At 67.5% G+C, this 19,880-nt stretch carries 21 protein-coding genes and 1 pseudogene; 8 read left to right on the top strand and 14 right to left on the bottom strand.

The genetic code is table 11. The features are described 5' to 3' along the window. Nucleotides 1-95: 95 nt before the first annotated feature. From ACQR3U_RS19820 to ACQR3U_RS19810, 3 genes and pseudogenes are all read right to left on the bottom strand, one after another. Nucleotides 96-965: pseudogene (locus ACQR3U_RS19820) on the bottom strand (hypothetical protein); the annotation flags it as partial. After that, entirely contained in the window at nucleotides 962-2,164 is a 1,203-nt protein-coding gene (locus ACQR3U_RS19815; RefSeq protein WP_024102288.1) for a homogentisate 1,2-dioxygenase, read from the bottom strand. The pseudogene ACQR3U_RS19820 and the gene ACQR3U_RS19815, both read right to left, overlap by 4 nt. Nucleotides 2,165-2,280: 116 nt before the next feature. Then, nucleotides 2,281-2,811 (bottom strand): MarR family winged helix-turn-helix transcriptional regulator, encoded by a 531-nt coding sequence (locus tag ACQR3U_RS19810; protein WP_006554665.1) that lies wholly within the window; start codon nucleotides 2,809-2,811, stop codon nucleotides 2,281-2,283. 157 nt (nucleotides 2,812-2,968) lie between these two features. On the opposite strand from ACQR3U_RS19810, the gene ACQR3U_RS19805 reads away from it, so the two are divergent. From ACQR3U_RS19805 to ACQR3U_RS19795, 3 genes are all read left to right on the top strand, one after another. Further along, a complete protein-coding gene (locus ACQR3U_RS19805; protein WP_230811188.1) occupies nucleotides 2,969-3,478 on the top strand; it encodes a DedA family protein in 510 nt (169 codons plus the stop codon). 9 nt (nucleotides 3,479-3,487) lie between these two features. Continuing rightward, a complete protein-coding gene (locus tag ACQR3U_RS19800) occupies nucleotides 3,488-4,276 on the top strand; it encodes a histidine kinase (RefSeq protein WP_230811189.1) in 789 nt (262 codons plus the stop codon). A gap of 209 nt (nucleotides 4,277-4,485) precedes the next feature. Further along, entirely contained in the window at nucleotides 4,486-5,160 is a 675-nt protein-coding gene (locus tag ACQR3U_RS19795; RefSeq protein WP_230811190.1) for a response regulator transcription factor, read from the top strand. Between the two features lie 13 nt (nucleotides 5,161-5,173). On the opposite strand, the gene ACQR3U_RS19790 is transcribed toward ACQR3U_RS19795, so the two are convergent. Continuing rightward, nucleotides 5,174-5,578: a hypothetical protein gene (locus ACQR3U_RS19790; protein WP_033097552.1), complete on the bottom strand. Its 405-nt coding sequence runs from the start codon at nucleotides 5,576-5,578 to the stop codon at nucleotides 5,174-5,176. Between the two features lie 216 nt (nucleotides 5,579-5,794). Here ACQR3U_RS19790 and ACQR3U_RS19785 point away from each other — a divergent pair, with 216 nt between their 5' ends. Then, complete coding sequence (locus ACQR3U_RS19785) at nucleotides 5,795-7,300, top strand: YhgE/Pip domain-containing protein (protein ID WP_006554660.1); 1,506 nt, start codon at nucleotides 5,795-5,797, stop codon at nucleotides 7,298-7,300. 132 nt (nucleotides 7,301-7,432) lie between these two features. Next, nucleotides 7,433-8,998 (top strand): bifunctional 3'-5' exonuclease/DNA polymerase, encoded by a 1,566-nt coding sequence (locus ACQR3U_RS19780; protein WP_372477707.1) that lies wholly within the window; start codon nucleotides 7,433-7,435, stop codon nucleotides 8,996-8,998. Here the strand turns inward: ACQR3U_RS19780 and ACQR3U_RS19775 are convergent. The 4 genes from ACQR3U_RS19775 to ACQR3U_RS19760 are packed head-to-tail and all read right to left on the bottom strand — an operon-like array spanning nucleotide 8,971 to nucleotide 11,480. Next, nucleotides 8,971-9,867 (bottom strand): DNA-3-methyladenine glycosylase family protein, encoded by an 897-nt coding sequence (locus tag ACQR3U_RS19775; RefSeq protein WP_039583723.1) that lies wholly within the window; start codon nucleotides 9,865-9,867, stop codon nucleotides 8,971-8,973. The two genes, ACQR3U_RS19780 and ACQR3U_RS19775, sit on opposite strands and share 28 nt — an antisense overlap. Beyond that, complete coding sequence (locus tag ACQR3U_RS19770; RefSeq protein ID WP_230811192.1) at nucleotides 9,864-10,451, bottom strand: methylated-DNA--[protein]-cysteine S-methyltransferase; 588 nt, start codon at nucleotides 10,449-10,451, stop codon at nucleotides 9,864-9,866. Before ACQR3U_RS19770 ends, ACQR3U_RS19775 begins: the two co-directional genes overlap by 4 nt. Beyond that, a complete protein-coding gene (locus tag ACQR3U_RS19765) occupies nucleotides 10,448-10,963 on the bottom strand; it encodes an RNA polymerase sigma factor (RefSeq protein WP_037215917.1) in 516 nt (171 codons plus the stop codon). Before ACQR3U_RS19765 ends, ACQR3U_RS19770 begins: the two co-directional genes overlap by 4 nt. Further along, nucleotides 10,950-11,480, bottom strand: coding sequence for a methylated-DNA--[protein]-cysteine S-methyltransferase (locus ACQR3U_RS19760; protein WP_006554655.1), 531 nt, complete (start codon nucleotides 11,478-11,480; stop codon nucleotides 10,950-10,952). Before ACQR3U_RS19760 ends, ACQR3U_RS19765 begins: the two co-directional genes overlap by 14 nt. A 108-nt stretch (nucleotides 11,481-11,588) precedes the next feature. On the opposite strand from ACQR3U_RS19760, the gene ACQR3U_RS19755 reads away from it, so the two are divergent. After that, entirely contained in the window at nucleotides 11,589-12,311 is a 723-nt protein-coding gene (locus ACQR3U_RS19755) for a hypothetical protein (protein WP_006554654.1), read from the top strand. Between the two features lie 15 nt (nucleotides 12,312-12,326). On the opposite strand, the gene ACQR3U_RS19750 is transcribed toward ACQR3U_RS19755, so the two are convergent. Next, complete coding sequence (locus tag ACQR3U_RS19750) at nucleotides 12,327-12,947, bottom strand: TetR/AcrR family transcriptional regulator (RefSeq protein ID WP_006554893.1); 621 nt, start codon at nucleotides 12,945-12,947, stop codon at nucleotides 12,327-12,329. Between the two features lie 95 nt (nucleotides 12,948-13,042). Between ACQR3U_RS19750 and ACQR3U_RS19745 the strand changes: the two genes are divergently transcribed. Further along, a complete protein-coding gene (locus ACQR3U_RS19745; RefSeq protein ID WP_230811193.1) occupies nucleotides 13,043-14,422 on the top strand; it encodes a cytochrome P450 in 1,380 nt (459 codons plus the stop codon). A gap of 4 nt (nucleotides 14,423-14,426) precedes the next feature. Here ACQR3U_RS19745 and ACQR3U_RS19740 read toward each other — a convergent pair whose 3' ends face one another. The 5 genes from ACQR3U_RS19740 to ACQR3U_RS19720 all read right to left on the bottom strand — a co-directional run bounded on the left by ACQR3U_RS19740 (nucleotide 14,427) and on the right by ACQR3U_RS19720 (nucleotide 19,288). Beyond that, nucleotides 14,427-15,161 carry an SDR family NAD(P)-dependent oxidoreductase gene (locus ACQR3U_RS19740; protein ID WP_230811194.1) on the bottom strand — a complete coding sequence of 245 codons (735 nt, stop codon included), beginning with the start codon at nucleotides 15,159-15,161 and terminating at the stop codon, nucleotides 14,427-14,429. Beyond that, nucleotides 15,158-16,186 carry a phosphotransferase family protein gene (locus ACQR3U_RS19735; protein WP_230811195.1) on the bottom strand — a complete coding sequence of 343 codons (1,029 nt, stop codon included), beginning with the start codon at nucleotides 16,184-16,186 and terminating at the stop codon, nucleotides 15,158-15,160. Before ACQR3U_RS19735 ends, ACQR3U_RS19740 begins: the two co-directional genes overlap by 4 nt. Beyond that, complete coding sequence (locus ACQR3U_RS19730) at nucleotides 16,183-17,394, bottom strand: acyl-CoA dehydrogenase family protein (RefSeq protein ID WP_230811196.1); 1,212 nt, start codon at nucleotides 17,392-17,394, stop codon at nucleotides 16,183-16,185. Before ACQR3U_RS19730 ends, ACQR3U_RS19735 begins: the two co-directional genes overlap by 4 nt. Nucleotides 17,395-17,486: 92 nt before the next feature. Beyond that, nucleotides 17,487-18,113: a TetR/AcrR family transcriptional regulator gene (locus tag ACQR3U_RS19725; RefSeq protein ID WP_019288267.1), complete on the bottom strand. Its 627-nt coding sequence runs from the start codon at nucleotides 18,111-18,113 to the stop codon at nucleotides 17,487-17,489. Between the two features lie 47 nt (nucleotides 18,114-18,160). Continuing rightward, a complete protein-coding gene (locus ACQR3U_RS19720; RefSeq protein WP_006554686.1) occupies nucleotides 18,161-19,288 on the bottom strand; it encodes an NDMA-dependent alcohol dehydrogenase in 1,128 nt (375 codons plus the stop codon). A gap of 150 nt (nucleotides 19,289-19,438) precedes the next feature. Between ACQR3U_RS19720 and ACQR3U_RS19715 the strand changes: the two genes are divergently transcribed. Then, nucleotides 19,439-19,879, top strand: coding sequence for an SRPBCC family protein (locus tag ACQR3U_RS19715; RefSeq protein ID WP_230811197.1), 441 nt, complete (start codon nucleotides 19,439-19,441; stop codon nucleotides 19,877-19,879). The last annotated feature ends 1 nt before the right edge of the window (nucleotide 19,880 follow it).

The raw sequence follows: 19,880 nt of genomic DNA, 5'->3' as shown, positions 1-19,880 counted from the left end.
TCGATGTTCTGTGGGCGTTGTTGCGTGACGGCCGAGAATTCAGCATCGACAACCCGGCTCCGGCCGCTGCTGTTGCTTGACACAGTCATTGAGAGTCCTTCGGTGATCGGGGAAACGGTCGAGGGTGCCAGACCGAGGCCGAGCAGATCCTCGAGCGGTTCGGCGATGCTGCAAGTGCCGTACGACAGGAAACGGCGCCGGACCTCTGCGGCCCGGTCGTCGGAGAGTGCGCCGAGACGTGCGGAGAGCACTGCCCCGTCACGTTCGGCCAGCACGGACGCGACCTCGTCGATGTCGGCTCCGGACAGCACCGCGTCCACCGCGGCCAACAGGTTCACGAACCCGTGCTGTTCGAAGCCCGTCCTCGGGTCGGTGTTGCGCACCGCGTGGTGCAGACCGGCGGTCGCCTTGAACGGAACTCCCGTGGTGACGACCGTCGAGACCGCTGCGGCGAGCTCGGCTTCGTCCGGATAAGCCTCCGCCACGATCCCGCCGGTGCGGAACTTGGCGGCGTACGGCGTCCCGGTCAGTCGGGCGAGGATCTCGGCTCGGCGCTCGTCACGCGGAACCTCGACGAATACATCGATATCCGGTCGACTCACCCTGATCTCGTCGAGCGCCGCGAACAGCTCGTCGACGGATTGCTCTGCGGGGACCGCGATCTCGAGGGCCACCACGGACACCGAGTCCATTGCGTCGACCTGCTCGAGTGCGGGCCGGACGGCGGCGGTGCCGGTCGGTGCGGTCAGGCTCAGGGCCAGCTCACCGGGATACGGGTGCTGCGCCAGGTGATCTGCGAGTTCACCGAGGCGACCGGCCGGGAAGACGAACGCTCCGACGAGCGGTGCGTGCGCGGACGAGCGGTGCCCGGCGTGGGCGGGGACAGCGACGGGCAGCGGGGCGTTGCCCGGAGGGAACAGCGCAGCGTCGTCGCACAGTCCGGTCAGGAGAGGTCCGAAAGTCATTTGGCCGCTCCTGCATTGCGGTTCCAGCTGCCGGCGTAGGCGGCGTCCTCGCACGCGAGCGCACCCTCACCGAGTTCGAGCGGGCGGAAGGTGTCGACCATGACGGCAAGTTCGTCGAAGAACTCCACACCGATGCTGCGCTCGTAGGCACCCGGCTGCGGGCCGTGCGCGTGACCACCGGGGTGCACCGAGATCGAACCCTGGCCGATGCCTGATCCCTTGCGGGCCTCGTAGTCGCCGCCGCAGTAGAACATGACCTCGTCGGAGTCGACGTTCGAGTGGTAGTACGGCACCGGTACGGCCAGCGGGTGGTAGTCCACCTTGCGGGGCACGAAGTTGCAGATGACGAAGTTGTTGCCCTCGAACGCCTGGTGCGCCGGCGGCGGCTGGTGGACGCGACCGGTGATGGGCTCGAAGTCGTGGATCGAGAAGGTGTACGGGTACAGGCAGCCGTCCCAGCCGACCACGTCGAAGGGGTGGTGCGGCATCAGGTAGCGGGTGCCGACGATGCCCTGCGAGGTGCGGTGCTTGACCAGCACCTCGACGTTCTCCTCCTCGACCTGCATCAGCTCGGTCGGTCCGTGCAGGTCGCGTTCGCAGAACGGCGCGTGCTCGAGGAACTGCCCGAACTTCGACAGGTAGCGCTTGGGCGGCACGATGTGGCTGTTGGCCTCGATCGTGTAGGCGCGCAGCGGTGCGTCGCCCTTGGGTACCCAGCGGTGGGTGGTGGCCATCGGCAGCAGGACGTAGTCGCCGGCCTTCGCCTCGAGCGGACCGAAGACCGTCTCGACGGTGGCCTCACCGGACTCGACGTAGACCATCTCGTCGCCGACCACGTTGCGGTACAGCGGCGAGGGCTCGGTCGACACGACGTACGAGATGCGGACGTCGGCGTTGCCCAGGACCAGACGACGACCCGTCACGACATCCGTCTCGGCCCAGATCGTCTCGGGGAACAGATCGTGCAGCTTCAGGTGCCGCGGCTCGAGCGGATGGTTGGGCCTGGTGGTCTGATCGGGCAGCTTCCACTCGGTCGCGTCGACGATCGCCGACGGGATGTACCGGTGGTAGAGCAGCGCCGAGTCGGACGAGAAGCCCTCCTCGCCCATCAGCTCTTCGTAGTACAGGTTGCCGTTCTCGTCGCGGTGCTGGGTGTGACGCTTAGGCGGGATGACGCCGAGCTGTCGGTAGAACGCCATGATCTGACTCCTCGCGGATCTCGGGCGTGCGAGGGAAGGTCGCTCGCCTGGAATTAGTAAATACGTTAACTAATCCGAGGGTGTGAGCGCAACCACGGAGAGGTCACGAGGCTGTGTCAGTTGCGTCCGCGCACGTCGAACTGGCTGCGGTTGGTGATCAGCTTGTTCAGGAGCATCACGAGAATCTGCTGCTCGGTGGGGGTGAGCACCTCCACCCAGGCCTCCTCGCGCTCGTTCTGAGCACGGAAGCTGTCGCGGATCTCCTTCTCCCCTGCTTCGGTGAGCGACAACTGCACCGAACGCGCGTCGTGACTGACCGGAGTCTTCTCCAGGATTCCCGCCTCGACCAGCGGTTTCGCGAGGTTGGACACGGCGGCGCGGCTCATCCCGGTGAGCCGCGCGGCGACGTTCGGTTCGATCGGGCCCGCGAGCCAGATGACGAACATGAGCCGATAGGCCGACCACGACCGGCCACGCGGACGGTGGACCGCGGCCTCGAGGTCGTAGGTGACGATATCCGAGGCCCGATTGAGGGTGAGCAGGACTTCGGTTGCGCTGCGGTGATGTTCGCCGCCGAACTTGCTGTTCAGACGCTCCTGTGCGAGTTCGACGAAGGACCAGTAGTCGAGGTCGCGGGGTCTGGACATGCGGTCACAGTACCGCAGATCCGGGATAATTCATCTATTTACTATCCGGTCGAGCGACCGGCATTCGGCAGGACTGCGGAAAACCGCACTCCGAACGCCGCGAAATCGGCGGAAAACCGCAGCGACCTGCACGTTCATCGCTCATAGTGTTCCGGACATGAACCTCGCACACACCCTCACGCAGTCCCCCACGGACGAACTCCACGGCCTCGCGGGTCTGTCGCTACAGCTGATGGAGATGCTCGGCTCCCTCGTCGGCGCACTGCTGCTCTACCTCGCCGGACGCGCCTTCGGCCGTCAGCGGATGTATGCCGTGGTCGAGCGACTCCCCCTGGTGAACACCTCCGATCTGCGGCGCGGCGAAGAGTGGTTCGCCCGGCACGGCGAGAAGTCGGCGCTCCTCGGCCGGATGGTGCCGCTCGTGCGGAGCGTGATCTCGGTTCCCGCCGGGGTGGAGGCCATGCCCGTCGGTCGGTTCGTCGTCCTGACCGCCCTCGGTAGCGCCCTGTGGAACTCGATCTTCGTACTCGCCGGATACCTCCTCGGTGAGAAGTGGGGAGTCGTCGAACCGTATGCCGATGTGCTGCAGAAACTCGTGATCGTCGCGGTGGTCGCAGCAGTGGCGGTGTTCGTCGTCCGCCGTGTCCGATCGATTCGCGCCCGTTAGGGTCGGTCCGTGATCGATCACCTTCGGCGCTCACTCGGGACCTCGGTCCGCGCCGTCGTCGGGCTTCTGCTCGGGATCGTCACCGCGGTGACGGGTGTGGCGGCATCGGCTCGCCGTACCACCGACGGACCGGGTCGCGCGGCCGAACGCGACCGTATTCGTCTCGTGCGATGGTTCGACGCCGAGACGGTCCGGGATCTTCCGGATCGCGAGCCGACCGGATATTTCCTCGTCCGCCTGGCCTACGGTCCGCTCGTCGGCCTCGTCGTCCTGCTCGTCCTGATCTCCGCGACCGGCTACGGGGGCTGGGCGTTCGTCCTGCTGGCAGGCGGTCGCATCTCCGTCGCCGACGGTCTCGTCTCGCTCCTCGTCGCCGCCGTGATGATCTATCTCTCCGTCCGGATGGCGATGATCGTGGGCCAGTGGGACGTCCGCACAGCCCTGCGGTTGCTCGGCGACGATGCCACGCAGCATCGCCTCCGCGACCTGCAGCGCACCCGCGCCGACGTCGTCACCGCCATCGACGACGAACGCCGGCGGATCGAACGCGCCCTGCACGACGACGTCCAGCAGCGGGCCGTCGCGCTCGCACTCGACGTCGGTCGCGCGCGTCGCACCGCCGAACGCGGCGGCGGGAACCTCGTCGCCGACCTCGACAACGCCGTCGCCCAGGCGCAGGCGTTGCTCACCGAACTGCGCGACGTGGCGTGGCGGATATACCCGGCCGCGCTCGACGAGCACGGAATCGCCGCGGCGCTGGAAGGGTTGTCCGCGCACACTTCACCGTCGCCGACCTGATCTGTCGATCGACCCGGAACCACCACACGATGTCGCGGCAGCCGCGTACTACGTTGCCACGGAAGGGGTCACGAACTCGACGGATGTGGCGGGGCCGAGATGACGGGCTCCGGGCTGACAGGTCTCGCGCGCCGTGTCGCCGCGCTGGACGGGCAGTTCTCCGTACACAGCCCCCGCGGAGGGCCGACCGTCGTGGAAGCGAGGATCCCGTGCGCATCGTGATAGCCGAGGATTCGACCCTTCTTCGCGAGGGCCTGTCCCGGTTGCTCGCGGACGAAGGCCACGAGGTGGTTGCCGGTGTGGGCAACGCCGTCGAGCTGCGTCACGTCGTCGAGCGCGAGGTGCCCGACCTCGTGTTGCTCGACGTGCGTATGCCACCGACCTACTCGACGGAGGGCATCGACGCGGCGCGGTGCATCAAGGAGGAATACCCGCAGGTCGCTGTGCTCGTGCTGTCGCAGTACGTCGAGCACCGGAACGCGACCGGCCTGCTCACGAACGGCTGGGGTGGCGTGGGCTATCTGCTCAAGGATCGCGTGTCGGACGTGGGGGCGTTCCTCACCGACCTGGAACGTGTGGCCGCGGGCGGGACGGCCTTCGATCCCGAGGTGGTGCGGCAACTGTTCGCGAGCACCCGCCGCACCGACCCTGTCGCCACCCTCACCGAACGCGAACGCGAGGTGCTCGAGGCCCTCGCCCAGGGTTTGACGAACACCGGCATCGCCGATCGTCTGACCATGTCGGTCAGCGCCGTCGAGAAGCACGTCAATTCGATCTTCGTGAAGCTCGACCTGCCGCGCGAGGCCGACCGTAGTCGGCGGGTACGGGCGGTTCTCCTCTATCTCGAGAGCACAGGCACCCCGAGCTCACGGGACGACCGCTGACGCCCCGTACGGATCAGAAGAGCGGATACACGAAGTGCCCGACGCCTCCGCCGGGTGCGCTCGACCCCGTCACATTCGGAAGGTTCGCGGGCAGACGCTGAAGCTTATGTGGACGGCCTTCGAGGTCGGCCTGCCAGCAATCGGTCGTCACGCCGTGGAAGCCCTGACACACGATGCGGGTGTTCGTGCCGAAGGGCGAGGTCAGCCGCGGCTCGTTCACCAGCGGATTCCAGTAGGCAAGCTCGTCCGGCGTGAGCCAGTTGGCGGGGTCCACGTCGTACACGTAGATCGGGCTGTTGGGTTGCTGGACCGGCCACTCGTCCTGCGCCGCCGCGATGCCGGCGCCGCCGAGGACGATCCCTCCTGCCACTGCGGCGACCGCTCCCGCTCGCAGTACCCGCCGAAATCCGTTCGCCATCGTTCCCTCCACCCATTCTGTCGGATCCGTCCGTCGACCACATCGAAACACGGACCGCGGGGTCCGATACGACAAACCGAAATTGTCGATCTCCGACGCTTTCCGGCAATTCGGGCGGGGAGGACGCCTTCGAGTGACAGATCACGCAACCCGACCTCGCGTGCATTCGAGCACTCGAGCCCTCCAAGAGCACACATCTGTGTGCACAATTGATAGGTGAGTTCAACCCAGTCGACCACCGATCCGCACCACGGCACCCTTCGCAGCCCGCGCTTCTGGCTCGCGCCCTTCGCTGTCGTCGCAGCGATGATGAGTGCCCTGGCCTACTTCTATCTCGGCGCACTCCTCGATCCGAGCGAGAACCTGAGACAGTTCCCGATGGCCATCGTCAATCAGGACGTCGGCGATGTGCTGCCCGGATCGGACGAGCGACAGAACTTCGGCGACCAGATCACCGAGGGCATCCTCGACGGCATCGATCCCGAGGAGATCGACCTCCGACGGATGGGAATCTCGGCCGCCAACCAGGGCCTCGACGACGGCAGCCTGTACGGCGCGATCGTCATCCCGAGCGACTTCACCAAACGCATCTCGATCCTCGCGCAGGCCTCGGTCGTTCCCGGTGACATCGAGAAGCCGATCATCACCCTCTACACGAATCCCCGGACGGGCGCGTTCGCGACGGGCATCGTCACGACGATCGGCGACCGCGCGCTGACCCAGGTGAACGACACGGTCGGGCAGCAGCTGACCGAGACCGTCACCGCGACGCTCGCAGAGTCGGCACCCGACCTGCAATTGTCCGGAGCATCCAGCCTCGTCCTGACCCAGCCGATCGATGCACTCACCGTCGAGCACAAGCCGCTGCCCGACGGGACGGGCGCCGGCCTGTCCGCCTTCTTCTACACCCTGCTGCTGATCCTGGCCGGCTTCACCGGCGCCACGATCATCAACGCGGTCGTCGACAGCGCCCTCGGTTTCGTGCCCACCGAATACGGCCCCCTCTACATCGCGCGGGAGACCACCCGGATGTCGCGCCTGCAGGTGCTGGCACTCAAGTGGGGCATCACGGTGGTCATGTCGTTGATCGTCTCGGCGTTGTATGTGTGGATCGCCACCGCACTCGGCATGCCGGCGCCGCGCGCGCTGCTGCTGTGGGAGTACGGGGCGCTCGCGATCTCGGCCGTGGGCATCACGTCCCTCGCGGTGATGTCGATCTTCGGCGCGGCGGGCCTGCTGGTGAACCTGATCGTGTTCATCGTGCTCGGCCTGCCGTCGTCCGGTGGCACCATTCCGATCGAGGCCACCCCGCGGATGTTCGAATGGTTGTCGACCTTCGAGCCGATGCACCAGATCTATCTCGCGGTGCGGTCCATCCTCTACTTCGACGGACGACCCGACGCCGGGCTCGGCCACGGCGTGACGATGACGATCGTCGGCGTCGTGTTCGGTCTCGTCGTCGGCGCCCTGGTGACGTGGATCTACGACCGTGTCGGTTTCCACCGGGCCGCGGACGCACCCGTGCGTCTGCCCTGGCGGCCGTCGCGACAGCAGGTTCGGGATTCTGCGGTCGCGACCGACACGGTTCGTTCGAACGACAGCGTGGACGCCGGTGAGGACGATCGTGACGATACGGGCGAATCCTCCGGCAGCTCCGAGCATGCGGGCGAAAGCGACGGGCCCACGAACGAAATGGGGGACCCCGCCGCGCGTCGGGGGTAGCGGCGGAGTCCCTCCACTACCACGGTAGTGGCGGTTCTCGCGGGGATCGCTCTCGATACCGGTGAATTCGAGGGTGAATCGGGGGGTCACCGCGCGTCGGGGTCTGTCGCCGTGATGGAGCACACTGTATGGGTGCGCACGGTCGTCGTTCCTCATCCTGCGGACGGCCGGGGCCGTCGCGGTGCAAGCATCGTCGAGGTCGACGCATTCGGTGCGCCGCTCAGCTCGGTGCGGGAGTACCCCGGATTCGCGGATGCAGTCGCTGCGATCGACGCCGAATCGCGACCGCGCTGGGTGTGGACCTCGACGGCATCGGTCTATCCCGAGCTGCTCCGCGCCGATGTTCGGGTGCAGCGATGCCACGATCTCGCCACCACCGGCGCCATCCTTGCCGTACGCGAGGGCCTGCCCCCGCCCACTGCGGAGGAGCCGGTCGACGAGCGGCCCGGCCTCTTCGATGCGGCTCCCGCGATCGACGTCGAGGCGGTGGTCGAGCAGTTCGCCGAGCAACGTCGCCGCATCTCCGGCGACGCCCGCCTCGAGTTGCTCACCGCCGCCGAATCGGCCGGCACTCTCGCAGCGGCCGAGATGGGTTTCGACGGGTTGCCGTTCTCGGCGCAAGCGCATCGTCGCCTCCTCGAGGACACCCTCGGGCCGCGCCCGACCGGCTACGACCTGCCGAGCCGTATCGCCGAAGTGGTCGAGGAGGTCAGCGCGGTCTTCGGCCGCCCCGTGAATCCCGCCTCCCACAGCGAGGTGCTCGAGGCGTTCCGTCGCGAGGGCATCACCGTCGAGTCGACCCGCAAGCATGTGCTGCAGCGGATCGACCATCCCGCGGTGCCTCTGTTGCTGCGGCACCGCGAGCTGTCGAAGTTGTACAGCACGAACGGCTGGCACTGGCTCGACACCTGGGTCCGCGACGACCGGTTCCGTCCGGTCTATGTTCCCGGCGCGGTCGTATCGGGCCGGTGGGCGAGTCGCGGCGGTGGCGCTCTGCAGATCCCCAAGGCACTGCGGTCGAGTGTGATCGCCGATCCGGGCCGGTCGTTCGTCGTCGCCGACGCGGGCCAGCTCGAACCGCGCATCCTGGCGGCGATGTCGGGCGATCGGCGAATGGTCGCGGCGGCCGGTTCGGACGATCTGTACGCCCCGGTCGCCGCGGCGTCCTTCGGCGGCGACCGCGCGAAGGCGAAGGTCGCGGTGCTCGGTGTTCTGTACGGCGCCACGTCGGGCGACGCGCGTGCCCTGCTGACGGTGCTGCGTCGCAGCTTCCCGACCGCCGTCGACTTCGTCGAACGTGCCGCCCGTGCGGGTGAACGTGGCGAGGTGGTGCATTCGTGGCTGGGCCGTGCGTGCCCACCCGCTCCGGAAGGCTTCCACTCCCACGGTGATGCGCATGCGCGAGGCCGGTTCACGCGGAACTTCGTCGTGCAGGCCACCGCGGCCGAGTGGGCGCTGTGCGTGCTTGCGGAACTGCGACGGCGGCTGACCACCGATCCCGACCCGACGGCCGGCGATCTCGTGTTCTTCCAGCACGACGAGGTGGTGGTGCACACCGGCAACCCGGAACTCGCGTCGTCGCACATCACGGCGTCGGTCGAGGTGGCGACGCGCCTGATGTTCGGCGACACGCAGGTTCGTTTCCCGATGGACACCGCCGTGCGCAGCGTCTACGCCGAGGATGCGGGCGGCGAGTAGGTGGCGTGTGTCCACAGATGCATGACGGCGTAGGCCCGCCACGGCCGCCATTGTTCGGCGCGCTCGGCGGCTTCGCGCGCACTCTCCACCTGCAGGGCTCGTCGGAGAACGAGGTCGCCGGACGGATACGCGTCGCGGTCGCCGAGTCGTAGAGCGAGATAGTCGACGGTCCACGGTCCGATCCCGGGAAGCGCGAGAAGGTCTGCCGCGAACGACAGATGCTCCGGCGCCACCCCGTCGGCTGCGACCCGGGCCAGTTCGGCGACGGTGCGGGCGCGCGACTGCGTCGTGCCGATGACGGCACGCAGCTCGCTCTGCTCGACCGTCGCGAGTCGGTGCGGCGTAGGGAAGCATCGCAACCCACCGGGTGCACCATCGCCGAAGGCTGCGACGAGTCGTCCTGCGAATGTGCATGCCGCAGCGACGCTCACCTGCTGCCCGAGCACTGTCGACACGGCGGTGGCGAACCAGTCGGTGGTGCCGAGCACGCGCAGACCGGGGTGGGTCTGCACAAGAGGCCCGAGCACGGGATCGGGCTCGAATGCCGCATCCACGACGGACGGGTCGACGCCGAGATCGAGCCACTTCCGGACCCTCTCTTCGATCTCCTCGACATCCGCGCGACCTGCGGTCTCGACATGAACCTCGAGATGTCGCACATCCCCGTGTCTCCCGTCGTCGGGTGTCGCAGGGTCGGCGAAGCGGACGGCGACGTGCGCGGCGCCGCCGTTCGTGCGGATCGCGCGGTGATGGGTGCCGGTAGCGCTGTTGTGGTGTTCGTAGCCGGGGACGGTGTGGCTTCGCAGCGACGCGAGCATCGGCCCCACCGCAACGGGTTCGGCCACCGGGATCCGGAGGGTGGTGATCATGCCACCGACTCGAGTTGCAGCAGCGCCCTCTTCGCCTCGACTCCCCCGACGTACTGCCCCATGCTGCCGTCGCTGCGCACCACCCGATGGCACGGCACCACCACGGGCAGCGGGTTCTTCGCGCACGCCGTACCGACCGCCCGCACCGCGCGCGGGCTCCCGGCCGCGGCGGCGATCTCGGCATAGCTCGCCGTGCGCCCGTATTCGATCTCGGGCAGACGCGTGATCACTTCACGACGGAATCCGTCGGCGAGACGCAGATCGAGCGGAACGTCGAAATGTGTCCTCGTACCGGCGAAGTACTCGTCGAGTTGCCGGACCACCGGGTCGAGTCGCCGCGGCGCGTCGAGCACGCGCGGGCTGATCCGGCGGGAGAGTTCGTCGAGCACGGCGTCGGATCCGTCGGCGACGTAGGCGACCCGCACGAGTCCGACGGGGGTGGTGGCCAGCAGGAGCGGACCGACGGGGGTGTCGACGACGCGGAACGCGACATCGAGCAACCCGGCCGCCTCGGCGTCGAGTACGAGCTTCTCCCGCAACCACGCGAGATCGGTCGATCCGACCGAGGGTTGTGGAAAGTTCATGAGCGACACCCTGTTCCGTGTTCGATCCGACGACGCAACGCAACCCGACCGTCGGCCGCCGCGCGACGTGCCGCGGCCGGGCTGTTGCCGAGGATCGTGCCGATCTCCGCATAGGGCAGGCCTCCGACATAGTGGTAGACCAGCGCCGCACGCTGCGTGAAGGGAAGTTCGGCGACCGCGCTCCACAGTTCGTCGTCGCCCTCACCGGGGTTTCCCGTGGCCGACGCGGGTTCGGGGAGGTTCTCGGTGGGCACCGGCGTCCGCCCGCGCACCCGGTGGATGTCGACGGCCTTGCGGTGCGCGATGGTCACGAGCCACGCTTCGATGTTGCTGCCCGGTGGCAGGTCGGGATAGGCGCGCAACGCCGCGAGGAAGGTCTCGGACCAGGCGTCGTCGGCGTCGACCGGTCCGAGCAGTGCGCGGCAGACCCGGAGGACCGTCGCGCCGTGGCGGGTGACCACCTCCTCGAAAGGAGGCAGGCTCGCCCGCGGTAGGTGATCAGGCAGGGACATGGGTATCGCCGGCGACATCGGGCTCGGCGGAACTCAGCACCCGTGCCTCCTGGTCGAGCAGGAAGCGTTTGCGCTCGAGACCACCGGCGTAACCGGTGAGCTTGCCGCTGCTACCGATGACGCGATGGCACGGCACGATGATGCAGAGCGGGTTGCGGGCATTGGCCGCAGCGACCGCCCGTACCGCAGTGGGCCGGCCGAGGGCGAGTGCAATCTCCGAGTAGGTGCGCGTGGTGCCGTACTCGATCGTCATCAGCGCCTCCCACACCTCGCGTTGGAACGGGGTGCCGACGGGAGCGATGGGGACGGTGAACCGGGTACGGCGACCCGCGAAGTACTCATCGAACTGGGTGATCGCCTCGTCGAACCCCCCGGTGACCTGCTCGCCGAAACCGGCACGGTCGGGCGCGGGGTGATGCTCGGCCATGTACACGCCGCTCAGGACGCCGTCGGTGTTCACCAACGTCAACTCGCCGATCGGTGTGTCGATCACGGTGTGGGTGCGCAATGCGGTCACGGCCTCGATCCTTCCATCCGGTGTGTGCCCTGTACCGGGTAGACGAACGGGACGCCGAAAATGTGAGGTCCGCGATCACGACGATCGGACGTACTGCACTATGACGACATGATCTCGCTGCCTGTGCCCGCGCTCGGAGTCTCGGTCGCCGGTTCCATCGTCGACGTCACCCGGACCGTGCTCGGACGCACCCGCGAGACCGCCGAGTTCGCACTGTCGCTCCCGACGCGGGTGGAAGGCCTGCTCAGCGAGGCCGAATCGCTCATCGACTCGGTCGAATCGCTGATCCGCCGCATCGACAGCGTGGTCACCGACGCCACCGACATCGTCGAGGGAGCGTCGGTGGCCGTCGCGCAGGCCACGCAGGTGATCGCCTCGACCATCGGTGTGGTGGAGGAAGCCGCCGATGCGGTCACGCGCGCCACGGAGATCATCGACTCGACGGGCGGGGTCGTGCGCGATGCGACGGTGGTCGCGGCCGACGCGCGGATCGTCGTCGAGTCCGCCGGCCGCAGCTCCGACGCCGCCGGGGAACTGCTCGAGACCTACAAACCCCTCGCCGAACGTGCCGCTCCCCTCGCCACCCAGTTCGTCGAGGAGTTCTCACCAAAAGAACTGCGCGCCGCGATCAAGCTCATCGACCGGCTCCCCGAGATCACCGAGCGGGTCGACGCGGTCCTGCCCATCATGGCGACACTCGACACCGTCTCCCCCGAGATCCACGAACTGCTCCTCGTCGCCAAGGACGTCCGCCAGGCCATCGTGGGCGTGCCCGGGTTCAACTTCCTGCGCCGACGCGGCGAGGAGAAGGAAACCAACGGTGATGATTGACCGCCCCGGACGGCTCTACTGATGGGCCGTGGAGAGGAACTGGTGCGTCGCCACGTCGACGATCTCGTCGGGCGAGATGGCGATCTCGTCGTTCAACCACGCGGTGACCAGTTCGGCCAGACCCCCGACGAACAGCAGTCCGTTGATCTCGCCCCGTTCGGGCGGCCACGCCCGGTCGCCGTACATGCGGGTCGCTTCGTCGGCGACCATCTGGGCGAAACTCCGTAGCGACGCTCGTCTGTGGGTGCGCAGGGGTTCGAAGCCGGCGGACTCGATGAGTGAGACCCGGCCCTTGCGCGGGTCGTCGGTGAGGATCGCGACGAACGACGCGATGGCGTTTCGCACGAGGTCTTCGAGTGTGCCCGTGCCGGTGCGGAGCGCGGCGAGTACGGCCTCGCGCACCTCGTCGGCGATCTTGTCGAGGACCTGCTGCAGCAGATCGTCCCTGCTGGTGAAATTCTCGTAGAAATACCGCTCCGTCAGCTTGGCGTGGGCGCACATGGCGGTCATGGTGGCGCCGCTCTTCCCCGAGGCCGCGAACAGTTCCAGTCCTGCTTCGAGCAGGGCTTCGCGCCGCAGCGCGACACGCTGTTCGCCGCTCAGACCGGCATAGCGGCGGGGCGCGGGGGAAGTCATGGGACCGATCTTGACAGACCGGACCGATGTGACGCACACTACACCCCAATCTGACAGGGTCTCCTGTCAGATATCCGCAGAACTGGAGGTTCGTCGTGACCCGGATCCTGGCGGCTCCCCCCGCCCACTCCCATCTGCGCCCGGTCCCGGGACGATCGGGAATACCCGGTATCGGGCACGTCCTCGAATACATCCGCGATCCACTCGCGATGATGCAGAAGCACTGGGACCGATACGGCGAGGTCTCCTGTTTCTCTGCGGCCGGTCGACGCTGGATCTCGGTTCTCGGACCCGACGCCTGCCAGGAGGTGCTGCAGAACAAGGACCGGGCCTTCGCCAACGGCGACGGCTGGTCGGCACTGATCGGGCCGTTCTTCCACGGTGGCCTCATGCTCCTCGACTCGGAGGAACATCTCAAGCACCGCCGCATCATGCAGCAGGCGTTCACCCGATCACGCCTCGAGAAGACCGTCGATGCCATGAATCCGTCGATCACCCAGAAGCTCGACAGGTGGGTTCCCACCGACGGATTCCGTGCATACACGGCGCTGAAGACACTCACGCTCGATCTCGCCACCGACATCTTCATGGGCGGGGCCGAGGACTCCACACCGGCCGAGATCGAAGCGGTGAAGAAGGCATTCATCGACTGTGTGCAGGCGGCGACCTCGATCGTCCGGTACCCCGTCCCCGGCACCCGGTGGAAGCGCGGACTCGACGGACGCCGAGTGCTCGAGGACTTCTTCCGGCACTATCTCCCGGCGCGACGGTCGCGGGAGACGGACGACCTCTTCTCGGTGCTGTGTCACATCGAATCCGAAGCGGGACAACGGTTCAGCGACGACGAGATCGTCGATCACATGATTTTCCTACTGATGGCCGCGCACGACACGTCGACCATCACGATCTCCACGATGATGCAGTATCTCGGGCAACATCCGCAGTGGCAGGACCGGTGCCGGGCCGAGTCGCTCGCATTGGGCACCGCCGTGCCGAGTCACGCCGACCTCGACGCGCTCGGCAGTCTCGATCTGGTGATGAAGGAATGCCTCCGCCTCGTCTCGCCGGTGCCCGTCCTCGCGCGACGAGCCGTGCGCGACACCGAGGTCCGAGGACATTTCGTGCCGGCCGGCACGTATGCCTCTGTCGCGCCGCACTTCACGCACCACATGCCGGAGTACTGGCCGGAGCCCGAACGTTTCGATCCCGAACGCTTCGCGGACCATCGACGCGAGGACAAGGTGCACCGCTATGCGTGGGAGCCGTTCGGTGGGGGCGTGCACAAATGCCTCGGCATGCACTTCGCCGGGGTCGAGGTCAAAGCGATCGTCCACCAACTGCTGCTGCGCTTCGAGTGGCACGTCGACCCCGGCTACGTCGTCCCGCTCGACTTCACGTCGTTGCCGTTCCCGTCGGACGGACAGCCGGTCGACCTGCGACTGCGGTCGACCGACCCCGATCGTCAGGCCGTATAGACAGTCAGGCCGTGTAAAGACCTGCGCCCGCGCGGCTGAGCACGAGCTTGGGCACCACTGCCCGCGACGACAGCTTGAGCAGCGCGTCGACGATCTCGACGACGTCGTTCACCTCGATCATGGACTCGGCCGGAATCTTGTCCTTGATCCAGTCGGACATGTCGGTGTCGACGTATGCGGGTGCGAGCGCCGACGCGGAGATGCCGTTGCCGGACTCCTCGGCGTTGAGCGTCTCGACCAGCGAGATCAACGCGGCCTTCGTCGCACCGTAGGCGGCGAGACCGGCCTCGGCGTAGACACCTGTGATCGACGAGAGCGCAACGATCTTCGATCCGCGGGCCGGATCGTTCTCCGCCTCGGCGCGCAGCAACGGCAGCGACGCCTGGATGAGCGCGAACGGGGCGTTGAGGTTCACGGCGACCGTCTTGTCGAACCGTCGGGCCGGGAACTCGGCGATCGAGCCTGCCGTGCCGACACCGGCATTGAGGATCAGCGCCTTCATGGAACCGAACGCCTCGCGATGCGTCTCCACGACGCGGGCGGTGGCTTCCGGATCGGCGAGATCGGCTGCGACGGCGCGTACCTCCTTGGCACCCGCCTCCCGTAGACGCTCGGCGACACTCTCGAGGCGTTCCGCCCCGCGGGCACTGATCGTCAGTGCGTAGCCGCGTTCGGCGAGACGGGTGGCGATACCGAGGCCGATACCCCTCGAGGCTCCGGTCACGAGCGCGCTGGTCACGCGTGGGCTCCCTTCAGTGCTGCGAGTCCTGCTGCCACCAGGTCGGGCACGGCTTCACCGGCGCGGTCGAAACCGTCGCCGATGGTCGCCCCGGCACGCCACCGATGGTTGATACCCTCCGCGATGACGGCGAGCTTGAGGTAGGCCAGACCCATGTAGAAGTTCCAGTTGGCGATGTCGCGCCCCGACGCCGTGGCGTAGCGCTGCACCAGATCGTCGGCCGCCGGCAGTCGTTCGCTCGACCATGCCGCCGGGAAGCCCAGGATGTCGTCGAGCGCCGGATGCCGGTACACGCACATCATGGCGAGATCGGTGAGCGGGTCGCCGAGGGTGGACAGTTCCCAGTCCACCACGGCGACAACGCGTGCCGGGTCGTTCGGGTCCAGGATGGTGTTGTCGATACGGTAGTCACCGTGGACGATCGACGGAGCGGGCGATTCCGGAATCGACTCGGCGAGCGCGGCGTGCAGCCGTTCGAGATCCGGCAGTTCCCGGGTCTTCACCCGGCCCCACTGGCTCGCCCACAGCTTCACCTGCCGGGTCACGTAGCCGTCCGGCCGGCCCAGTCCCCCGAGGCCGACGGCCTCGAAGTCGACATTGTGCAGTTCGGCGATGATGCGCACGAGTTCACCGACACAGCGGTCGATCTCGCCGTCGCCGAGCGCATCCAGGTCGGCCTTGCTGCGCACCACACGTCCGTCGACGAACTCGACGACGGTGAACGGTGCGCCCATCACCGAATCGTCCTCGCACTGGGCGACGGTGGGCGCGACCGGCACACCGGTGCCCTTGAGCGCCGACGTGATGCGGAACTCGCGGGCGACGTCGTGCGCAGACGGGGTCAGGCCCGTGGTCGGGGGGCGACGCAGGACCCAGTGGGATTTCTCGTCGCGCAACCCGTAGGTGAGATTGGACTTGCCACCCGAGATGAGCTCCGCCCGAAGTTCACCGTGAACGGTCACACCGGAATCGGCGAGGAAACGCTCGAGAACGGCAAGATCGAGTCCCTCGTGTACGGCGGTCATTTCGCGGCCTCGCGGGCCGCCTTGCGAACGGCACCGACGGCGCGCTTGGCGATGGCCCAGCGGTGCACCTCGGACGGACCGTCGTATACGCGGAACGGCCGGACCTCGCGGGTGAGGCGTGCGATCGGAAGATCTTCGGAGACACCGAGACCGCCGCACATCTGAGCGGAACGGTCGACGATGCGGAAGATCGCCTCGGCGGCGAAGGTCTTGGCGATCGACGTGGCGTTCGAGGCGTGCGAACCCTGGTCGAGCTCCCAACACGCCTGCACGAGCAGCGCGCGGGTCGCGGCGATGTCGATCTCGTTGTCGGCGATCATCTTCTGGATCATGCCGAGATCGCCGAGGCGGGAGCCGAATCCTTCACGCTCCGAGACGTAGCGGACGGCGGTGTCGTGACCGCGGCGAGCGGCGCCGAGCCAGCGCATCACGTGCGTCATGCGGGCGGGGCCGAGGCGCACCTGCGCGTAGGCGAAGCCCTGGTCGACCTCGCCGAGCACGGCGGAGTCGGGGACGAACAGGTCCTCGAAGTCGACCTCGCAGTGACCACCGATCATGGAGCGGTCGAGGGTGTTGATGTGGCGACCGACCTTCAGGCCCGCGGTGTCGGCGGGGGCGAGGAACATGGTGGCGCCACCGCGCTGTCCGGGCTCGCCGGACGTGCGGGCCATGATGATGAAGAATCCGGCGCCGTCGGCACCGGTGATGAAGTGCTTACGGCCGTTGATCTTCCAGCCACCGGAGACCTTCTCGGCGCGCGTGTTCAGAGCGTTGGGATCGGCACCGGCACCGGGGGCGGGCTCGGTCATCGCGAAGGCCGAGCGCACGTCGCCGGCGGCGAGGGGCGCGAGGAACTGCTGCTTCTGCTCGTCGCTCGCGATGTGCGCGAGCATGTGCACGTTGCCCTCGTCGGGCGCGGCGATGTTGAGCGCGGTGGAACCGAAGAGCGAGTAGCCGGCCGCCTCGAAGACCGGGGCGCGGTCGGACATGCCCAGGCCGTGGCCGCCGTATTCGACGGGCGCGTGCGGAGCGAAGACACCGGCAGCCTTGGCGGCCTTCTGCAGATCCGCCCGGATCGCGTCGCCACCGGCGGCGGTGATGTCGCCACCGTGGGCGTCCTCGACGGGAAGCACCTCGTCGCGGATGAACTGCTCGGTCCGCGCGATGAGGTCCCGGACGTGATCCGAGTAGGACAGGTCGACCGCCATGCTGAGCCCCTTCCGTACCGACCGATCGATCGCTCGGTCGAGTTCACGGTGGCATATCCCCGCCATCGGGTCAAGCCCGGAAGGGGTGTCGGCTACTTCGCTCCGACCGCGTTCCGCGCGACCTGCAGGTAGCGGTGCACGATCTCGTCCGGCGACAACGAACCGTCCGGCCGGTACCAGCTCGCCACCGCGACGCACATCGTCGTCACGGCGCGACTGGCGTCCTTCGGATAGGGCGTGGAGAAGGTGCCGTCGGCGACACCGGCCTCGACGATCTCGTCGATCATGCACTGCTGCTCGTCGCGCAGGGCGACGAATGCACGGCGGGCCTCGGGTTCCATGCTGCGCATCTCGGTCGACGCCACGAACGCCTGATCGCGGCGGAACATATGGAAGCGCAGCAGCGACTCGACGACGGCGTCGAACTTCTCGGAGGGGGTGGGTCCGGCTTCATCGATCGCCTGCCGGCTGCGGGCGAGCAGGTCGTGCAGCACGGTGGTCGTGAGCGAGACGAGCAGCGCCTGCTTCGAGGGGTAGTGGTGGTACAGACCCGGCACCGACAGACCGGACCGCGACGCAACCTCGCGGATGGACGTGCCGTCGTAACCGCGTTCGGCGAACGCCTCGAGTGCAGCGGCGAGCGGCTTCGGCAGGTCGGTCGGGCCGTAGTCCCGCCAAGAGCCGACGTCGCCGGAAACCGAATCCTCACGCGTGTCCATGCTCAACACCGTAAGGGACGGCTCCGGCGACGTCGGCGCTCACAGGATCAGTAGTCGTCCTCGCCGTAGAGGACGAGACCGCGGAGGTTCTTGCCGGCGTGCATGTCGGCGTAGCCCTCGTTGATGTCCTCGAGCTTGTAGGTCTTGGTGACGAGGTTGTCGAGGTCGAGCTGCCCGTTCCGGTACAGCTCGAGCAACTTGGGGATCTGCGAGCGCGGGCCGGTGCCACCGAAGATGGCCCCCTGCAGACGCTTCTGCAGCAGCGTCAGCTCGAACAGGCTCATCGTCACCTGCGAGTCGGTGGCGTGACCCATGCCGACGACCACGACCTGGCCACCCTTGGCGGTGAGACCCAGTGCGGGGCCGATGATGTCGCCGGTGATCTCGCCGACGGTGATGACGGTGACGTTGGCCATCTGACCCCACGTGATCTCACCGATCACCGGTGCGGCCTCCTCGATCGACGCGAAGACATGCGTCGCGCCGAACTCCTTGGCCTTCTGCCGCTTGAACTCGACCGGGTCGATCGCGACGACGAACCGCGCCCCGGCGTGCGCCGCTCCCTGGACGGAGTTGATGCCGACACCGCCGACACCGATGACGACCACGGTGTCGCCGAGCTTGGTGCCGCCGATCTCGGTGGCCGAACCCCAGCCGGTCGCGACACCGCACCCGAGCAGGGCCGCCTTCTCGAGCGGGATGTCCTTCTCGATCTTGATGACCGACGCCTCGTTGACCGTGACGTACGGCGCGAACGTGCCGAGCAGGCACATCTGCAGCACCGGGTCGCCGTTCAGCGTCGCGCGGTAGGTCTTGTCGGAGATCGCCTGACCGGTGAGCAGGCCGGCACCCTCGTCGCAGATGTTCTGCATGCCCTTGGCGCAGGCCCGACAGCGGCCGCAGGCGGGGATGAACGCGAGGACGACGTGGTCGCCCTCCTCGAGACCCCGCACTCCCGGACCCACCTTGGTGACCACGCCCGCGCCCTCGTGACCACCGAGGACCGGGAAGGACGGAAGCGGTGTCGCCCCCGAGCGCAGATGCTCGTCGGAATGGCACAGACCCGAGGCCGCGAGGCGGATCTGCACCTCACCTGCGACGGGATCGCCGAGATCGATCTCCTCGATCTCCCACGGCTGGTTGATTCCCTTGACGACTGCTGCCTTCGTCTTCACCCGAGCCTCCTGAACCGAAAGTGTGTGTGATGTGCGTCACGGCATTCAAACACTTATCGGACGTTAGAGCAACGGGTTCGGACCCCTTCCACAGCGGGCAGTTACCCGCTACATTCGGTAACAGACAACTTCTCGTGAAGGGCTCCAGCCATGATTCACGTCCGCCACAGCGCCGTCGCAGACATCCCTACCGACCTCGCGTTCACCTACGTCGACGACTACCGGAACGTCCCCGACTGGATGTTCGGGGTGGCCCGCTTCCAACCCGTGAGCGAGCAGGTCTCCGGCCTTGGTGCCATCTACGACTCGACCATGCGGATCGGCCCCAAGGATCTCGGCTCGCGCGTGGAAGTCGTCGAATGGGAACGCAATCGCGTGATCGTCCTCGACTCGATCGCCGGATTCCGCGCCGCGTCGTCATGGACCTTCACGGACCTCGGCGACGCGACGCGGCTCGACGTCGACTTCGGCTACCGACTGCCCGGCGGGATCGCCGGCCGCACACTCGGCATGCTCATCGAACCGATTGTGGGAACGGCGATCCGGCAGACCGAGCACGCGTTGCGCACGCGGCTCGGTCAGCTCGTCTAGG

Source organism: Rhodococcus sp. IEGM1339, assembly GCF_050321925.1.
Taxonomy (GTDB): Bacteria; Actinomycetota; Actinomycetes; order Mycobacteriales; family Mycobacteriaceae; genus Rhodococcus; species Rhodococcus pyridinivorans.
Note: the sequence above shows the minus strand (reverse complement) of the source record. Positions and strands in the feature narration are given on the sequence as shown.

Excerpts from the sequence above, each read along its gene's own strand:
- ACQR3U_RS19815 (WP_024102288.1), bottom strand. The coding sequence starts at position 2,164 with ATGGCGTTCTACCGACAGCTCGGCGTCATCCCGCCTAAGCGTCACACC.
- ACQR3U_RS19810 (WP_006554665.1), bottom strand. The coding sequence starts at position 2,811 with ATGTCCAGACCCCGCGACCTCGACTACTGGTCCTTCGTCGAACTCGCA.
- ACQR3U_RS19805 (WP_230811188.1), top strand. The coding sequence starts at position 2,969 with ATGAACCTCGCACACACCCTCACGCAGTCCCCCACGGACGAACTCCAC.
- ACQR3U_RS19790 (WP_033097552.1), bottom strand. The coding sequence starts at position 5,578 with ATGGCGAACGGATTTCGGCGGGTACTGCGAGCGGGAGCGGTCGCCGCA.
- ACQR3U_RS19775 (WP_039583723.1), bottom strand. The coding sequence starts at position 9,867 with ATGATCACCACCCTCCGGATCCCGGTGGCCGAACCCGTTGCGGTGGGG.
- ACQR3U_RS19770 (WP_230811192.1), bottom strand. The coding sequence starts at position 10,451 with ATGAACTTTCCACAACCCTCGGTCGGATCGACCGATCTCGCGTGGTTG.
- ACQR3U_RS19765 (WP_037215917.1), bottom strand. The coding sequence starts at position 10,963 with ATGTCCCTGCCTGATCACCTACCGCGGGCGAGCCTGCCTCCTTTCGAG.
- ACQR3U_RS19755 (WP_006554654.1), top strand. The coding sequence starts at position 11,589 with ATGATCTCGCTGCCTGTGCCCGCGCTCGGAGTCTCGGTCGCCGGTTCC.
- ACQR3U_RS19750 (WP_006554893.1), bottom strand. The coding sequence starts at position 12,947 with ATGACTTCCCCCGCGCCCCGCCGCTATGCCGGTCTGAGCGGCGAACAG.
- ACQR3U_RS19735 (WP_230811195.1), bottom strand. The coding sequence starts at position 16,186 with ATGACCGCCGTACACGAGGGACTCGATCTTGCCGTTCTCGAGCGTTTC.
- ACQR3U_RS19730 (WP_230811196.1), bottom strand. The coding sequence starts at position 17,394 with ATGGCGGTCGACCTGTCCTACTCGGATCACGTCCGGGACCTCATCGCG.
- ACQR3U_RS19725 (WP_019288267.1), bottom strand. The coding sequence starts at position 18,113 with ATGGACACGCGTGAGGATTCGGTTTCCGGCGACGTCGGCTCTTGGCGG.
- ACQR3U_RS19715 (WP_230811197.1), top strand. The coding sequence starts at position 19,439 with ATGATTCACGTCCGCCACAGCGCCGTCGCAGACATCCCTACCGACCTC.